The following is a 16,678-nucleotide window of genomic DNA, read 5'->3' on the forward strand; positions in this document are numbered from 1 at the left end:
GCGTCGCCACGCCGCGCGGCCCCGCCCTGGTTCCGCTCCCGTGTCCGCCGCCGCCCCAAGGCGCTGTGCCGCAGCGGAGGCCTGGCGTCCTGCGGTGGGAGGGGGAGGGCGGTGCGACCCCGTGGACGCCGGGGGAGGGGTCGCCCGGGGAACAGGGAGGAGGCACCCGAACGGCCCAGCGGCCGGCGCTCCCGAGCACGAACCGTCGTCGCTCACAGTTGCCGTTAGCACGAACGGGTGGCGCTGGCAACCTCCGCTCAGCTCCCCGCGCGGGGGGCCGATGGAAGGGAGCACAGCGGCCCACGGAAGGGCCCCCCACCGCCAAGGACGGTATCCCGTGATACTCGTGACCCGCCTCAACGGGTCGGTGTTCGCCCTGAACCCCGACCTGATCCAGCGCGTCGACGCCAACCCCGACACGGTCATCACACTCGTCGACGGCGCGAAGTTCGTCATCAGCGAGCCCCTGGCCGATGTCGTGGAGCGCGTCCTCGCGTTCCGGGCACGTGTCGTCGCGACCGCCCACGCGCTCGAGGAGCAGGGCCCGGCCGACCGCCTCGAGCTGGTCCGCCCGGTCGCCGAGACCCCGAACAACGGCGCCGAGAGCGCCGCCGACACCGACAGCGAGCTGCCCGCCCCGGTGCCGCTGCACCGCAGGAGGCCGTGACCATGGACATCGCCAGCATCGTCGGGCTCGTCGTCGCCGCGGCAGCCGTCCTCTGGATGCAGGCCCACGAGGGCGGCTCCGTCGGCGACATCATGCTCCCCGGCCCGCTCGTCCTCGTGTTCATCGGCACCATCGGCGTCGGCCTCATGGGTGGGACGCTGAAGGACGGCCTCGCCGTCATCGGCACCACGAAGAAGGCCTTCCTCGGCAAGGCGACCAACGCCGCCGAGACCGTGGGGGTCATCGTCAAGCTCGCCGAGCGCGCCCGCCGCGAGGGCCTCCTCGCCCTCGAGGACGCCATCAAGCAGGTCGAGGACGACTTCCTCCGCGACGGCCTGCAGACGGCCATCGACGGCACGGACCCGGACGAGCTCTACGAGATCCTCCAGGGCAAGATCCAGGCGAAGAAGGCCGCCGACAAGCAGTCCGCCAAGATCATGGGTGACATGGGTGGCTACGCGCCCACCGTCGGCATCTGCGGCACCGTCATCTCCCTGGTCGTCGTCCTGCAGAACCTGACCGACGCCGCGGCCCTCGGCCCGATGATCGGTGCGGCGTTCGTCGCGACCTTCTGGGGCGTGGCCAGCGCGAACTTCCTCTTCCTGCCGCTGCAGAGCCGCCTCATGCGCCTGTCCGGCCTCGAGGTCGCGCAGATGGAGCTCGTCGTCGAGGGCATCCTGGCCATCCAGGCCGGTTCGAACCCCCGCTCCGTCGCGAAGAAGCTGGAGAGCCTCCTGCCGCCCGGCACCGTCGTGCCGGACAAGAAGGCGGCCTGATGTCCAGCGGGAAGCGCCGCCACAAGCACGAGGAGCACGACGAGCACGTCAACCACGAACGCTGGCTGGTGTCCTACGCGGACATGCTGACGGTGCTCATGGCGCTGTTCATCGTCCTCTTCGCCCTCAGCCAGGTCGACCAGCTGAAGTTCGCCCAGTTCAAGGCGGGCCTCACGGAGGGCTTCTCCACCACCAACGTCGCGATCACCGGCGAGGAGGGGATCAACGACGCCCAGAACGGGCAGGACCCGATGTCGCTGGAGATGTTCGACGTCGGCGACCCGCTCCAGCCGAAGTCCGTCGAGCGCATGATCGAGGAGGCACGGCTGGTCGAGGAGAAGGAGCTCGCCGCCGGTGACCTCGAGGCCGCGCGCGCCGAGGTCGAGAACTACCGCGAGATCATCAAGCGGATCGACGCGGCGCTGGCCGCCGACGGCAACCAGGACCAGGTCACCTACCGGATCACCGCCGACGGGCTCATCGTCGGCCTGGTCGCGGACAAGGTCTTCTTCGCCAACGCCAGTGCGGACGTGGAGCGGACCGGCCTGGAGGTGCTCGACGCGATCGGGCCGATCCTCGCCGGGCTGCCCAACGACATCGCCGTGCAGGGGCACACCAACTCCCTGCCGCTGAAGAGCACCTCCCGCTTCCGCGACAACTGGGACCTGTCCTCCGGCCGCGCGAACAGCGTGGTGACGCGCTTCATCGGCGTGCATCAGCTCGCCGAGCGGCGCCTGTCGTCCACCGGTTTCGGGCAGACCCGCCCGCTGTACCCGGACGGCGACCCCGCCGCCCTGGCCGGCAACCGCCGCGTCGACCTCGTCGTGGCCTCGCCCTCCTCGGACGCCGTGCGGGCGCTCCTGCCCGAGGTGGCCGCGTCGCTGCCCACGGACGGGCCCGCGGAGCTGCACACCCCCGCCGACGCCGAGGCGAAGCAGGCCGCCGAGGCCGAGGCCACCACCGGCGACGCCGCGCCGGACCTGGTCCTGGACCTGGCCCCCGAGTTCGCCGAGCCCGTCGTGGCCGGCGCCACCCACACCAGCACCACCGCCCACAGCACTCCCGACACCCACTCCACCGAGACCGCGACAGGAGGCCACTGAGATGGCCGGCAAGAAGGACGACGGCAAGGCCGACGAGACCGCGGCCGCGCCCAAGAAGAAGAAGATGATCATCATCGGCGCCGTCGCCGCGGTGCTGCTCGCCGGCGGGACCGGCGGCGGGGTCTTCATGATGACCAAGAGCGCCAGCGCCGCCGAGGCCGTCAAGGCCGAGGAGGTGCTCGTCCCCGGTGACGTCACCGCCCTGGACCCCGTCAGCCTCAACCTCGCCGACGGCTACCTGCGCATCGGCATCGCCCTGCAGGGCGTCAAGGCCGAGGCCGCCGGCGCCCACGGCGGCTCCTCCGGCCCCGACGGCAACAAGGCCCTCGACCTGGTGATCAGCCACTTCAGCGGCCTGCCGATGGCGGAGCTGTCCGACCCTGCCAAGCGCGAGGCCCACAAGCTCGCCCTGCAGGAGAAGATCGTCCACGCCTACGAGGAGAAGGCCGAGGACGGCACCATGCACAAGACGGTCATGGGCATCTACTTCAGCCAGTTCGTCATGCAGAAGACCCGCTGACCCCCTGATCCACGGCGACCGGCCGGTCCGTCCCCCCGGGGGACGGGCCGGCCGGTCGCGATGCCGGGGACGCCGCCGCTCACCCACCCGGCGTAGCGCTAAAGGGTGACGGCCGTTCGTGCCGATAGAAGCAGCGTGGCACCCGAGACCTCCATCAGCGCCGAGCGGACCGGCGGCCGACGCTCACGGCGTCGCGGCGTCCCCGTCCCGTACGACTTCCGGCGGCCGACCAAGCTGTCGCGCCAGCACGCCCGCGTGCTGGAGATCACCTACGAGAGCTTCATCCGCCAGTGGGCGACGCTGCTGTCCTCGACGCTGCGCACCACCGTGCAGGTCCAGCTCGACGGCATCCAGCAGTACAGCTACGACGAGTACGCGGCGTCCCTGCCGACGCCCACCGTCATGGCCGTCTTCGACCCGCAGCCGCTGGCCGGGTCGGGCATCCTCCACCTCGACAGCCAGATGCTGCTGCGCTGCATCGACCGCATGCTCGGTGGCACCGGCGCCGGCGAGCAGCCCGCGCGCACCCTCACCGACATCGAGGCCTCCCTGGCCCGCGGGGTCGTCGAGCGCACCCTCACCGAGCTGGCCGGCTCCATGAGCACCCTCATGGACCTGAAGCCGAAGGTGACGGGCATGGAGCAGAACCCCGCCTTCGCGCAGGCCGCCGCCGCCACCGACGTGATGATCGTCGCCAACTTCGAGCTGGAGATGGCCGGCAAGCACGGGGCCGCGACCCTCGCCATGCCGCTGGACTCCCTCTCCGCCGCTCTCACCGCCGCGGAGCTGCGCGTCGCCAGCCCCGAGGAGCTGCGGATGCGCCGCCAGATGCGCGACCGCCTCGACGACCACGTCGAGAGCATCCCCGTCGAGGTCTCCTTCCGCTTCAACGCCACCCAGCTGCGCCCGGACCAGATCCTCTCCCTCGTGCCCGGCGACCTGCTGCGCCTGCGCCACCGCGCCGACACCCCCCTCGACGTCGTGGCCTCCGGTGCCCGCGTCGGCCTCGCCGTCGCCGGGGCCCGCGGCCCGCGGCTCGCCTGCCTGATCGTTCCCAACACCGAGGAGACCCGATGAGCACCGCCGTCAGCACCGACGCCCGGACGTACGTCAGCCAGGCCGCCGAGGCGGCGCTGTCGGTCCTGCCCCTCTCCGCGCCGGGCAGCATCACCGACGTCGTGCCCGCCTCGGCCGCCCCGGACCTCGGCGACGAGGCCACCGCCGTCTCCGCCCGCTTCGCCGGCGCCTACAACGGCACCGTCGTCGTCGTGATCGGCGAGGAGACGCTCAACGCCCTCCTCACCAGCCCCGTCGGCGCCCTCGACCCGGTCGACGCGCTGCGCCCGGCCCTCGAGACCGCCGTCGCCACCCTCGGCGGCTGCACCCTCGAGGCCGGCGTGGAGCGCGAGCCCGCCGAGGCGATGGCGGCCCTGCAGGGCGCCGGGGGAGCGGTCGCGGTCGTCGACGCGGCGGGGGAGACCCTGGCCCTCATCGGCCTCGCGATGACCACCGAGCCGGCCGCCCGCGCCGCCTCCACCCCCGTTCCCGCCGCCGGTGCGCCGGTCGCCTCCAGCACCGGCGCCCCCCGCACGATGGACCTGCTGCGCGACGTGCAGATGGACGTCACCGTCGAGCTGGGCCGCACGCACATGACCGTGCGCGACCTGCTGGCGCTCACGCCCGGCTCGGTCGTCGAGCTCGACCGCGCGGCCGGCAGCCCCGCCGACATCCTCGTCAACGGCCAGCTCGTCGCCCGCGGTGAGGTCGTCGTCGTGGACGAGGACTACGCGATCCGCGTGACCGAGATCGTCGTGCCGGGCGCGGAGCCCATCTCTTGATCGACTCCCTCGCCGCCCTCGGGCGGATGTCGGTCTCGCTGATCGCCGTCCTCGGCCTCGTCTGGCTGATCACCCGCTGGCTGCGGCGCTCGCGCGCCGTGGCCGGCGGGGAGGTCAGCGTGATCTCCCGCACCGCCATCGGCCACAAGGCCGGCGTCGCGGTCGTGAAGGTCGGCGGACGGGCCCTCGTCGTGGGGGTCACCGAGCACCAGGTCAGCCTCCTGTCGGAGGTGGACCTCGACGAGGTCCTCCCCGCCGGCCGGGACGAGCGCGGCGAGGGAGCCCCCCGCACCATCCGGATCCCGACCCAGTCGGCGGCCGCCTTCGACGAGGCCCTGTCCCTGGAGAAGGCGTCCACCTCGGACGAGCCGGAGCTGCTGCACAGCGCCACCGAGCACCCCCGGCAGCGTGAGACGGCCCTCGCCGGGTCGGCCCTCTCGCCCGCCACCTGGACCACAGCCCTGCGAGTTCTGCGCGAGAGGACGATCCGCCGGTGACCAGCACCAACGCCCGCCGCCTGCTGCGCGGGACCGTGGCGGCCACCGTCCTCGCGGGTGGCCTGCTCCTCGGCGCGGCCCCGGCCGGCGCCGCGGTTCCCACCGGGATCAGCACGGGGATCAGCACGGGGATCACCGCCGCCGCCCCGGCCGCGCTGCCCGTCGTCCTGCCCGCCGCGACCGGCCCGCAGGGCCCCGCAGGCCCCGGCGCCCCCGAGGGGCCCGCCGGTGTGGACGTCACCGTGAACGGCATCAACGGCACCGACGGCAAGCCCAGCCAGTCGATCACCATCATCATCGCGATGACGGTGCTGTCGGTGGCGCCGGCACTGCTGCTGCTGACCACCAGCTTCACCAAGATCCTCGTGGTGCTGGGCCTGACCCGCAACGCCCTCGGCCTGACCGGCACCCCGCCGAACCAGGTGCTGGCCGGGCTCGCGCTCTTCCTGACCATGTTCATCATGGCGCCGACGTTCACGGCGATCAACGACATCGCGATCCAGCCCTACCTCAAGGGCGAGAAGACCGCCACGGTCGCGTTCGACGAGGGGTCGAAGCCGCTGAAGGAGTTCATGCTCAAGCAGACGCGCCAGGAGGAGCTGGCCCTGATGACGAAGGCCGCCAAGCGCGACCTGCCCGCCACCCGCGCGGACGTGCCGCTGACCACCCTCGTGCCGGCCTTCGCCCTCTCCGAGCTGCGCTCGGCCTTCATCATCGGCTTCGTGATCTTCATTCCGTTCCTGGTGATCGACATCGTCGTCTCCGCGGCGCTGATGTCGCTCGGCATGATGATGCTGCCCCCGGTCACGGTCTCGCTGCCCTTCAAGCTGCTGCTGTTCGTGCTCGTCGACGGGTGGGGTCTGATCATCAAGGCCCTCGTGTCGAGCTACCCCGGCTGACACCCACCCGCCCGCCGACCCGCCGACCGAGGAGCGCCCGCATGACCGACGTGACCGTCGTCAACATCGTGACGACCGCACTCATCCTGGCCGCCAAGCTGGCTGCGCCCCTGCTGCTGACCGCCCTCGCGGTGGGTTTCGTGATCTCTCTCTTCCAGTCCGTGACGCAGCTGCAGGAGCAGACGCTGTCCTTCGTGCCCAAGACCATCGCCTGCGGGATCGCCCTGGTGGTCTGCGGCAAGTGGATGCTGCACGAGCTGACGTCCTTCACGACAGCGCTCTACGAGCGCATCCCGCAGTTCGTCAGCGGAGGCTGAGCGTGGAGCAGGTGCACGTCCCGCTGGACCTGCTGCTGGCCCTGCTGCTGGCCTCCGTGCGGATCACCGCCTGGCTCGTCTTCGCGCCGCCCTTCTCCAACCGCGCCGTCAACGCCCGCGTCAAGGCCATGCTGGGCCTCGCGATCGCCCTGCCCATGGCGGAGCGCCTGCGCGGCCAGGCACCGGTGGGCGACCCCGCCGCGATCGTCACCGCCGTGGCGCAGCAGGTCCTCGTCGGCGTCGCGCTCGGCGCCCTCTGCGCACTGGTCTTCGCGGCCGTCCAGGCGGCCGGCGACCTGATCGACCTCTTCGGCGGCTTCCAGCTCGCCTCCGCCTACGACCCGCTGCAGCAGTCGCAGACGGCGGTCTTCGGCAAGCTCTACGGCTGGGTCAGCACGGCCCTGCTGGTCACCACCGGCGGCCACCTGATCGTGCTGAACGGCTTCCTCGGCACCTTCGACGTCGTGCCGCTGAACCAGGCGGTCTCCCTCGGCGCGATCTCCGCGCTCATGACCGATGGAGTCGTGCGGCTCTTCGCCTCCGCCCTGCAGATCGCCGCCCCGCTGATCGCGGTGCTCTTCGTCACCGACGTCGGTCTGGGCCTGCTCTCCCGCGCCGCCCCCGCCCTGCAGGTGTTCGCGATGAGCTTCCCGCTGAAGATCCTGGTGACGCTGACCCTCGGCGGCTTCGCGATGGCGCTGCTGCCCCACGTGCACCCGCAGCTGGTCGAGACCGCGGTGGAGAGCATCGGGCGCGCCGTCAGCTGACGCCGGGCAACTGCACCACCGCACCACACGCACCACCCGCAAGCACGGGCACCGGCAGCACCGCCGGGAGCAGCGACGACGAGGGGAGGAGGTGAGCCATGAGCGGCGAGAAGACCGAGAAGCCGACACCGAAGAAGCTCGAGGAGGCCCGCAAAGAGGGCAACACCCCGAGGACACCGGACCTCAGCGCCTGGCTGTGCACCGGCGCCGGCGCGCTCATGATCCCCATGTCGCTGAGCGCCGGTCAGGAGCTCACCACCCGCGTCTTCCGCCGCCTGCCCGACGTCGCGGCCCAGCCGGAGCCCGCCCGCGTGCTCGCCCTGCTCGTCGAGACCTTCGCCGGCGTCCCCGCCGTCGTGGCGCCGGTGGCGCTGGCCACCGTCCTCGCCGCTCTCGTCGCCGGCGCGGCCCAGGGCAGCACCAAGCTCGCCACGAAGAAGCTGACGCCCAAGCTCTCCATGCTCAACCCGATCAACGGCTTCAAGCAGCACTGGGGCCCCCAGGCCATCTGGGAGGGCACCAAGACGCTGCTCAAGGCGGTCCTGCTCGGCCTCGTCCTGTGGTCGGTGGTCAAGGGCCTCGCGCCCGCCCTCGTCGGCTCCGCCGCCCTGCCGCTGACCACGATCCTGGCCACCACCGCCGCCTCCATCAGCACGATGATCATCGTCGTGGTCGTCGTCGGCCTGCTGATCGCCGCCGCGGACTACGCCATGGCCCGCCGCCGCGTCATGAACAAGCTGAAGATGAGCAAGCACGACATCAAGCAAGAGCACAAGAACTCCGAAGGCGACCCGCTGCTCAAGGGCGCCATCCGCTCCAAGCAGATGGCCATGAGCCGCAACCGCATGATGGCCGACGTCGCCAGCGCGGACGCCGTGATCGTCAACCCGACCCACATCGCCGTGGCCGTGCGCTACGACCCCGCCAACGGCGCACCGCGCGTCGTCGCCAAGGGCTCCGGGATCATCGCCGACAAGATCCGCGAGAAGGCCCGGGAGAACGGCGTCCCCCTCGTGCGCGACGTCCCCCTCGCCCGCCAGATGTACAAGGACGTCAAGATCGGCGACGAGATCCCCGTCGAGCTCTACGCCGCGGTCGCCAAGGTCCTGGCGTTCGTGATGAACCTGCGCACCCGCGGCGCGCTGCGCGCCAGCAGCGACCCGCACACCGTCCCGGGCTGAGACCCCGGCCCCACCCCTTCCCGGACGCCCCGGGGACCGCCCTGCCGCGGATCCCGGGGCGTCCGCGCGCCCCGCCCGCCGCCCCGTCGCGCTCCGTGTGCGGTCGCCACGCCGGTGGCGCCACCCCGGGGGAGGCTCAAGTCCGCGGGGCCATGTGCCGAGGAAGGGGAAGCCAGGACGGCGACCAGGGCCACGGACGGGCCTGTCGGACGGTGGAACCCCCCGGGGGACCGCTGCTGGAACCGGGACGGTGCAGTGCAACCTCGCAACCTCAGCCACTTGGCGATGCCGATCGGCGTCGTCGGGATCGTGATGCTGCTGGTCGTGCCCCTGCCGGCGGCGCTCCTCGACTTCCTCATCGCGATCAACATCGTCTGCTCGCTGATGGCGCTGCTGATCTGCATGTACGTCAAGCGGCCCCTGGACTTCTCGGTCTTCCCGTCGCTCATCCTCGTGCTGACGCTGTTCCGACTCGGCCTCAACGTGGCCGCCACCCGGCTCGTCCTCTCCGACGGCTACGCGGGCAAGGTCATCGACGCCTTCGGGCACTTCGTGATCTCGGGCTCGCTCGTCATCGGACTCGTCGTCTTCCTCATCCTCATCGTCATCCAGTTCGTGGTGATCACCAAGGGTGCCGAGCGCGTCGCCGAGGTCGGCGCCCGCTTCACCCTCGACGCGATGCCCGGCAAGCAGATGGCCATCGACGCAGACCTCAACGCCGGCCTGATCGACGAGGCGGAGGCCCGCCGCCGCCGCGCGGACGTCACCGCCGAGGCCGACTTCTACGGCGCCATGGACGGTGGCTCGAAGTTCGTCAAGGGCGACGCGATCGCCGCGATCATCATCACGATCATCAACCTCATCGGCGGCTTCACCATCGGCATGGTCCAGCAGGGCCTGGCGCCGGCGGAGTCCATCCAGAAGTTCGCGCTGCTCACCATCGGCGACGGCCTCGCCTCGCAGGTCCCCGCGCTGCTGCTCTCGGTGGCCACCGGCCTCATCGTGACCCGCTCCACCGGCACCGGTGACATGGGCACCGAGGTCATCACGCAGCTGTCCCAGCAGAAGGCCGCCCTGCAGATCGCCGGCGGCGCGGCCATCGTCCTCGGCCTCATCCCCAGCATGCCGAAGCTGCCCTTCTTCATCGTCGGTGTCCTCGCGTTCGTCGCCGCGTCCACCATCGCCAAGCGCGACGCCAAGGCCGCCCTCGCCGAGGCCATCGCCCCCGCCCCGGCCGGCCCCGCCCCGGACCCGACGGAGACGTTGCTGGAGGAGATGCGCGTCGACGCCCTGGAACTCGTCCTCGCCGCCGACCTCGTCGACCTGGTCGACACCTCCAGCGGTGGCGACCTGCTCGACCGGGTGCGCGCCCTGCGCCGCAAGGTCGCCCTGGAGCTCGGCCTGGTCCTGCCCCCCGTCCGCACCCGCGACTCCCTCGACCTGCCGATGTCCACCTACGCGGTGCGCATCTCCGGGGTGGAGGTCGCCCGCGGCATGGCGCCCCCCGGCCAGGTCCTCGCCCTCGGCGACAACCTCGACGGCCTCCCCGGCCGCGCAACGGTGGAGCCGGTGTTCGGCCTCTCCAGCAAGTGGGTCCCGGGCGAGCTGCGGGCGCAGGCCCAGCTCATGGGCGCCACGGTCGTCGACCGCGCCAGCGTCCTCATCACCCACCTCGGCGAGATCGTCCGCAGCAACGCCCCGCGCCTGCTCGGCCGCGAGGACGTCCGCTCCCTCGTCGACACCCTCAAGCGCACCCACCCCGTCGTCGTCGAGGAGCTGACGCCGGCGCTGCTCACCCTCGGTGAGGTCCAGCGGATCCTGCAGGCCCTGCTCGACGAGGGCGTGCCGATCCGCGACCTCGCCCGCATCTTCGAGGCGCTGTCGCTGAAGGCGAAGCAGGGCTCCGACCTCGACGGGCTCGTCGAGTCGGCGCGCGTCGCCCTCGGCGCCGCGGTCGCCGCGGTCCACGAGCAGGACGGCGTCCTGCACGTCCTGACCCTCGACCCGTTGCTGGAGCACTCGCTCGCCGACGCGCTCCGGCCGGGGGAGCTGGGCAGCAACCTGGCGCTCGATGCGGGGACGGTCGACCACCTCGTCACCGAGGCCAGCACCTGCCTCGCCCGCGTCGAGCAGGCCGGCCTGCAGGCGGTCCTCGTCTGCGCCCCGTCGCTGCGGGCCCCGCTGCGGCGCCTGCTGAAGGTCGCGCTGCCGCGACTGCACGTCCTCTCGTACAGCGAAGTCAGCTCCCACGCCCGCATCGAGACCATCGGATCGGTGAAGAGTGTCCACGCACTTGCTTCTTGAAGGTTCTGACCTCGACGCCCTCCTCGCCCAGGCGCGCGAGGAGCACGGTGAGGGGGCACGCATCGTCCGTGCCGAGCGCGTCCGCTCCGGCGGCGTGGGCGGCTTCTTCGCGAAGGAGCACTACCAGGTGACCGTCGAGGTTCCCGAGCCGGGCGAGATCCTGGCTCCGCTGTCGGCCCAGGCCGCCGAGGCCGCACGGCCCGCCGCGCCCGCCGTCCCGGCCCCCGTCCAGCAGGCCCCCGTCCAGCAGGCGCCCGTCCAGCAGGCGCCCGTCCAGCAGGCGCCCGTGCACCAGGTGCCGGCACCGCGCAGCCTCGGTGACCTGCTCGCCGCCGCCGACGCGGCCGACGGCTCCGAGCGCCTCGCCTCCCTCGTGGGTGTGGTCGCGGCGCCGGCCGCCGAGTCCGGGGAACAGCCCTCCGCCCGCGCCCTCGCCGCCGCCCGCTTCGCGGCCGCGGCGGAGTCGGTGGCGCCCGTCCTCCCCGCCCCCGTCGCCGGCGGCTTCACCGCCGCCGCCTTCCGCGGCACTCCCGAGGCTCCGGCCCCCGCGATGCCGGCCCCCGCGATGCCGGCCCCCGCGATGCCGGCCCCCGCGATGCCGGCCCCCGCGATGCCGGCCCCCGTGGCCGCCGCTCCCGTGGCCGCTGCTCCCTCCGTCCCCGCCCCCGTGCTCGCGGCCGCGGCTGCGGCCGAGGCGCCGCGCGTCACCACCCCGCACCGCCCCATCTCCACCGAGGGCGACGACTTCGCCTTCACCCTGGCCACCATGCGCCGGCACCTGACCGACGGAATGCCTTCTTCTGCACCAAACGTCACTCCCGCGGTACCCTCCGTTACGGCCGAGCAGGCGGCTCCCGCGGAGGCAGCGCCCTCCGCGGAACGGCCCCTCCCGGTCGACCCCGCGCTCTCCGCAGCGCAGGCGGGCACCGACCTGCCGGCCGCCGGTGGCCGGCACCCCGAGGAGGACGCCGTGACCGAGCCCAACGGAACCCCGATCCAGTACGCCTCCAAGCACGGCCTCGCGGGAGAGCAGGAGCGCACCTTCCCGACGACCGGCCTCGGCTACGCCACCGCCGAGGAGGCCGCCGCTCCCACCCCGGAGCAGCCCGTCGCGGCCCGCGAGCAGGAGGCCGCCCAGCCGGCGCCCGCGCACGTCGAGGTGGCGCCCGAGGCGCCCCGTGCCGCGCACGCCGCCCCCGTGGCGCAGCCTGAACCGGCCGCCGAGCCCGCCCTGCCCGTCGCCGCGCACTCCGCTCCGGAGGCGGCCCCCGAGCAGGTCGAGCCGCAGGCCTCCGTGCCCGCGCACGCCGCCCCGCCGCAGCCCGCCCAGCAGGAGCCGATCGTTCAGCAGGAGCCGATCATTCAGCAGCAGCCGCAGGTCGCCCAGCAGGCTCCGCAGGAGCAGGCCCCCCAGCAGCCCGCACAGGAGCAGCCGGTGGCGCAGGCCCCGCAGGAGCAGCCGGTGGCGCAGGCCCCGCAGGAGCAGGCCCCGCAGCCGGTGGTGCAGCAGCCGGTGGTGCAGCAGCCGGTGGTGCAGCAGCCGGTGGTGCAGCAGCCTGCCGTCCAGTACGCCCCGCAGCCCGTGGTGCAGCAGCCCGTCGTGCAGCAGCCCGTCGCCCCGCAGCCCGTGGTGCAGCCGGAGCCTGCCGTCCACTACGCCCCGCAGCCCGTGGTGCAGCAGCCCGTCGCCCCGCAGCCCGTGGTGCAGCCGGAGCCTGCCGTCCACTACGCCCCGCAGCCGGTGGTGCAGCAGCCCCAGGTCGTGCAGCCGGCGCCCGTCGTGGTGCAGCCGGCTCCCGTGATCATCCAGCCCGCTCCCGTGGTGGTGCAGCCCGTCGCGCACCAGGAGGCGCTGTCCGCGGCTCCCGTCGCCGCCCCCGTCGCGGTGTCGTCGCAGCAGCCCGCCCCGGCCGTCGTCGGCGACCACGCAGCTTCCGGCGCGCAGATCATGGATTCGTCGTACGGTAATGGCGTGACTACCTACAGCGAGACTTCTGCGCCGACCGGGCACGCTGCCGCTGCTGAGCACATCGACCCCCAGGCCGCCATCCGCATCGCCCAGGACATCCCCGTCCCGGCTCCGCTGCGCGCCGGCCCGGGTGACCTCGTGCTCGTCGTGGGCGAGCCCGACGCGGTCGTGACGGCCGGCCTCCTGGTGGCCGACGAGATCGGCTCCGACACCCCCGTGGTCATCGGCCGCGCCGAGGGCCACACCAGCGTGGGTGCAGGCGACCTCGCCGCCCGCCTGGAGCAGGCCCGCGGCTGGAGCGCACCCCTCACGGTGACGATCCCCGCACGGCCCACCGCGGCCGACGCCCAGCGTGCCGCCCGCTTCGCCGCCGAGTTCCGCCCCACCGCGGTCGTCGTCGCCGTCGACGCCACCCGCCGTGCCAGCACCGCCACCGAGCTCGTGACCGCGCTGCGCCAGGCCGGCGCGCCCGTGGAGCGGGTCGCGGTGACGCGCTCGGTGGAGAGCACCGACCCGCTGGACGTGCTGTCCCTGGGCGTGCCCGTGGGCTACCTCGACGGGCGTCCCGCGACGACGGGCGCATGGGTGGGGCTGCTCCTCGACGCGGCGCTGCCCGCGGACGGCACGGCAGCCCGGTGAACAAGGGGGCGCGGGTCGCGGGCTGGACGGACTCGTGGCCCGCCGTCAACGCCCGGGTCACCGTGACGATGAGCTTCGGCGAGTCGGCCCCCGACGTCGAGGCACCGACGCGCGTGGAGGACGTCGAGGACGACACGCTGATCGTCGCCGCGCCCCGCTTCTCCGGTGACCTCGACTGGGCCGGGCCCGGCCGCGGCGTCCTCCTGACCTGGGGCAGCGATCGCGGTGCGTGCTACCAGCGCCTCGAGATCGTGGACGTCCAGCGCTCGCCGATCCCGGTGTGGCGGCTGGCGCCCCTCGCCCCCGTCACCACCGAGCAGCGGCGCCGCTACGTCCGGGCCGCCCTGACGGGTGTCGCGGTGCTGAACCCGGTGCCGGTGCCCGTTCCGGTGCAGGCGCTGCAGTCCCGGGGCCAGCGTGCCGATGTCCAGGAGGGGGCCGTCCCCGGCGGACCGCTGAAGCCGGTGCGCGCACGGTTCGTCGACCTCAGTGAGGGCGGCGCCCGTGTCGTCCTGGTCGAGGAGGGTTACCTGCCCGCAGGAACGCAGGCGGAGCTGCGGGCGACCCTCGACGGTGTCGAGGTCGCCCAGCTCGTCACCGTCCTGCGCACCCGGCCGGCCGCGCACGCCGCGGACGGCCTGCTCGAAGCCATCCTGAACTTCGTGGAACCCGTCAAGCAGGCGGACCACCTGCGCCGCTACGTGCTGCGCCTCCAGATCGAGAACCGACGCAAAGGGGTCCGATGACCGGCCTGGTCGTCCTGGCGGGCCTGCTCATGGCCTCGCCGTCGCTGTTCGCCGCCCTCACGGGCACGGGAGACGTCGACACCGCACTGCTGCACCTCGCGCTGGCGCTGCTGGTCGCGGCGGTCGGCGGACGGCTCGTGCGGAACATCTTCCTCGGCTACGCCGAGCCGGCCGCCGGTGCGGGGGGCTCGGGTGACGCCCTGCGCAAGGCGGGGCGCCGCCGGAGCGACGCGATCGATCCGACTGCCTGACCCGGCCGCCTGACCCGGCTGCCTGACCCGGCCGCCTCGTCGGGGCGGGCGCCCGCCGCCGGACACGCCTGGTGGGAGCGGCGGCGCATGACGCATCGTCACCCTATGCTGACTCCATGTTGGTCTTGACGCGGAGGGCAGGAGAGAGCCTCGTCATCGGGGACGCCGTCGTCGTGCGCGTGCTCGAGGTGCGCGGTGACGTGGTGCGCGTCGGGATCGAGGCCCCGCGGGACGTCCAGGTGCACCGCCAGGAGGTGTACGACGCCGTGCGGGACGCCAACGTGGCCGCGGCTGCAGCCAGCGAGGACGCGATCACCGCCCTCCAGGGGGCAGTGCGCAAGCGGCAGCAGTGACCACCGCGCACGTGGGCGCGCGGGTGCAGGGCCCTGCGGGTGCCGACCTGGAACTCCTCCCGCTCCTGGACGCGACCGGGGAGGCGCTGCTCGTCCTGGGCCCCGACGGCCGGCCGGCCTTCGCCAGCCCGGGAGCGGCGCGCCTGCTCGGCCGTGACACCGAGGACCTCCTCGCCGGCAGCGGGCTGGAGTGGTGGCTGTGCGCCGCCGCCGAGCAGCCGTGGGGAGACCTCACCCCCGGACTGACGACGGGGGCCCCGCACGGCGCGTGGCTGGTCGAGGCGGCCAGCGCGCAACCGCTGCGCCTCGACGTCGAGGCGACCGCGGCGGGTGCCCGACTCCTGCTCGACGTGCGGGTCGCCCCCCTCGCCGCCGGAGCGGTGCTCGTCCTGCGCGACGTCACCGAGGAGCGGCGCGCGGCCCGGGAGGCACGGGAGACCATCGCCCGCCAGGACGCCGTGATCGCCGCCAGCCCCGACACCATCTTCCGCGTCAACCTCACCAGCGCCGTCGTGGAGTGGTCCAACGCCGGGCCCGTCTCCGTCCTCGGCATGCCCCCCGAGGACGCGCCCGGAGCCGCCGAGATCGTCCACGAGGAGGACGCCCCGGCGCTGGCCCGGGCCGTCGGGCAGCTGCGCACCGCGCCGGACGCCGGGATCGTCGAGTGCACGTACCGCATCTCCGCCGGCATGGACTGGCGCTGGATCCACGCCCGCAGCACGGTCTCCGACCGCGACGTGGAGGGCCGCCCGGTCAGCGCGGTCGGGATCGCCCAGGACATGACCGAGACCATCAACGCGATGGACGCCCTGGCCGCCTCCGAGCGCCGCTTCCACGAGGTCTTCGCCCGTGGGCCCGTCGGCATGCTCCTCTACGGCCTCGACGGCTACATCAACGAGGTCAACGACGCCCTCTGCGCCTTCCTGCAGCGCGACCGCGCCGAACTCGTGGGTGCGCCCGCGGCCGAGCTCGTCGACCCCGTCGTGCAACTCGGCGACGAGGGGCAGCCCCTGACCGACGCCGACGAGGAGGCGCTGCGCGCCGCGGCCGCGGACTTCCAGGCCCTGCTCGACGGCAGCGCCGACGTGGTGCGCCGCGAGCGGCGCTTCCCGATGCCCGACGGCAACGTCGCCTGGGGGGCGTTGCACATCTCCGCCACGACGACCAGCGACGGGCAGCTGGCGTTCCTGGCGTTCGTGGAGGACATCACCGTCCGCAAGCGCGAGGAGGAGGAGCTGATCAGGGCGGCCATGCACGACGCCCTGACCGGACTGCCCAACCGCGCCGGGGCGGAGGAGCGCCTCGGCAACGCCCTCACCCGCACCCGTCGCCGCGGCGGCGGGGTGGCGGTGCTCTTCGTCGACCTCGACCGCTTCAAGGAGGTCAACGACACGCTCGGGCACCAGGCCGGCGACGACCTGCTGCGCGACGTCGCCGACCGCCTCACCGGGGTGCTGCGCGCCGGGGACACCGCCGCGCGCCTCGGCGGGGACGAGTTCATCGTCGTCTGCGAGGAGATCACCGCCCCGCTCGCGCTGGCGGCCTTCGCGACCCGCGTCTGCGACGCGCTGCAGATCCCGGTCGACCTCGGTGACAAGGGCGAGATCCTCGTGACCGGCAGCGTCGGCGCGGCGATGACGGACGGCAGCCTCGACGCCGAGGAGCTGCTGCAGGCCGCCGACAAGGCGATGTACCGTGCGAAGGCCGCCGGACGGGCCTGCTGGCGCGCCGCCTGAGCCGACGTGACGCATGTCACGAATTTGCAGCCTCAAGTTCCGCCTTCTCGAGAGGCCGACGCTGTCGGGAGTCCCTAGACTCTGGCCACCGGTGTGAGGCATCTGCCATCCGCCG

The 16,678-nt window shown here is 73.3% G+C and carries 17 protein-coding genes; all 17 read left to right on the forward strand.

What is annotated here, in order from left to right; genetic code table 11:
* Nucleotides 1–337 precede the first annotated feature (337 nt).
* Nucleotides 338–667: a flagellar FlbD family protein gene (locus CLV92_RS10815; RefSeq protein WP_104432852.1), complete on the forward strand. Its 330-nt coding sequence runs from the start codon at nt 338–340 to the stop codon at nt 665–667.
* 2 nt (nt 668–669) lie between these two features.
* Entirely contained in the window at nt 670–1,443 is a 774-nt protein-coding gene (locus CLV92_RS10820) for a motility protein A (protein WP_104432853.1), read from the forward strand.
* A complete protein-coding gene (locus CLV92_RS10825; protein WP_104432854.1) occupies nt 1,443–2,546 on the forward strand; it encodes an OmpA/MotB family protein in 1,104 nt (367 codons plus the stop codon). The genes CLV92_RS10820 and CLV92_RS10825 overlap by 1 nt, the downstream gene beginning before the upstream one ends.
* A gap of 1 nt (nt 2,547) precedes the next feature.
* Nucleotides 2,548–3,066, forward strand: coding sequence for a flagellar basal body-associated FliL family protein (locus CLV92_RS10830; RefSeq protein ID WP_104432855.1), 519 nt, complete (start codon nt 2,548–2,550; stop codon nt 3,064–3,066).
* Between the two features lie 135 nt (nt 3,067–3,201).
* Nucleotides 3,202–4,143, forward strand: a complete 942-nt coding sequence (locus CLV92_RS10835) for a flagellar motor switch protein FliM (protein ID WP_158257202.1) — start codon at nt 3,202–3,204, stop codon at nt 4,141–4,143.
* Nucleotides 4,140–4,904, forward strand: coding sequence for a flagellar motor switch protein FliN (fliN, locus tag CLV92_RS10840; RefSeq protein ID WP_104432857.1), 765 nt, complete (start codon nt 4,140–4,142; stop codon nt 4,902–4,904). The genes CLV92_RS10835 and fliN overlap by 4 nt, the downstream gene beginning before the upstream one ends.
* On the forward strand, nt 4,901–5,401 hold the full coding sequence (gene fliO / locus CLV92_RS10845) for a flagellar biosynthetic protein FliO (protein WP_104432858.1): 501 nt from the start codon (nt 4,901–4,903) through the stop codon (nt 5,399–5,401). The genes fliN and fliO overlap by 4 nt, the downstream gene beginning before the upstream one ends.
* A complete protein-coding gene (gene fliP, locus CLV92_RS10850) occupies nt 5,398–6,300 on the forward strand; it encodes a flagellar type III secretion system pore protein FliP (RefSeq protein ID WP_245886703.1) in 903 nt (300 codons plus the stop codon). The genes fliO and fliP overlap by 4 nt, the downstream gene beginning before the upstream one ends.
* A 41-nt stretch (nt 6,301–6,341) precedes the next feature.
* Nucleotides 6,342–6,617, forward strand: coding sequence for a flagellar biosynthesis protein FliQ (gene fliQ / locus CLV92_RS10855; protein ID WP_104432859.1), 276 nt, complete (start codon nt 6,342–6,344; stop codon nt 6,615–6,617).
* A 2-nt stretch (nt 6,618–6,619) separates the two neighbouring features.
* On the forward strand, nt 6,620–7,384 hold the full coding sequence (locus CLV92_RS10860) for a flagellar biosynthetic protein FliR (RefSeq protein ID WP_104432860.1): 765 nt from the start codon (nt 6,620–6,622) through the stop codon (nt 7,382–7,384).
* Between the two features lie 98 nt (nt 7,385–7,482).
* Entirely contained in the window at nt 7,483–8,565 is a 1,083-nt protein-coding gene (locus tag CLV92_RS10865; protein ID WP_104432861.1) for an EscU/YscU/HrcU family type III secretion system export apparatus switch protein, read from the forward strand.
* Between the two features lie 285 nt (nt 8,566–8,850).
* Nucleotides 8,851–10,869 carry a flagellar biosynthesis protein FlhA gene (gene flhA / locus CLV92_RS10870; RefSeq protein WP_211291071.1) on the forward strand — a complete coding sequence of 673 codons (2,019 nt, stop codon included), beginning with the start codon at nt 8,851–8,853 and terminating at the stop codon, nt 10,867–10,869.
* Complete coding sequence (locus tag CLV92_RS10875) at nt 10,847–13,477, forward strand: MurR/RpiR family transcriptional regulator (protein ID WP_146099492.1); 2,631 nt, start codon at nt 10,847–10,849, stop codon at nt 13,475–13,477. Before flhA ends, CLV92_RS10875 begins: the two co-directional genes overlap by 23 nt.
* On the forward strand, nt 13,474–14,223 hold the full coding sequence (locus tag CLV92_RS10880) for a PilZ domain-containing protein (protein ID WP_158257203.1): 750 nt from the start codon (nt 13,474–13,476) through the stop codon (nt 14,221–14,223). Before CLV92_RS10875 ends, CLV92_RS10880 begins: the two co-directional genes overlap by 4 nt.
* Nucleotides 14,220–14,474 (forward strand): hypothetical protein, encoded by a 255-nt coding sequence (locus CLV92_RS10885; protein WP_104432865.1) that lies wholly within the window; start codon nt 14,220–14,222, stop codon nt 14,472–14,474. The genes CLV92_RS10880 and CLV92_RS10885 overlap by 4 nt, the downstream gene beginning before the upstream one ends.
* 116 nt (nt 14,475–14,590) lie before the next feature.
* Nucleotides 14,591–14,827, forward strand: coding sequence for a carbon storage regulator CsrA (gene csrA, locus CLV92_RS10890; RefSeq protein WP_104432866.1), 237 nt, complete (start codon nt 14,591–14,593; stop codon nt 14,825–14,827).
* Nucleotides 14,824–16,563: a diguanylate cyclase domain-containing protein gene (locus tag CLV92_RS10895; RefSeq protein ID WP_104432867.1), complete on the forward strand. Its 1,740-nt coding sequence runs from the start codon at nt 14,824–14,826 to the stop codon at nt 16,561–16,563. Before csrA ends, CLV92_RS10895 begins: the two co-directional genes overlap by 4 nt.
* Nucleotides 16,564–16,678: the final 115 nt, after the last annotated feature.

This window comes from Kineococcus xinjiangensis, from assembly GCF_002934625.1.
Classification (GTDB): domain Bacteria; phylum Actinomycetota; class Actinomycetes; order Actinomycetales; family Kineococcaceae; genus Kineococcus_A; species Kineococcus_A xinjiangensis.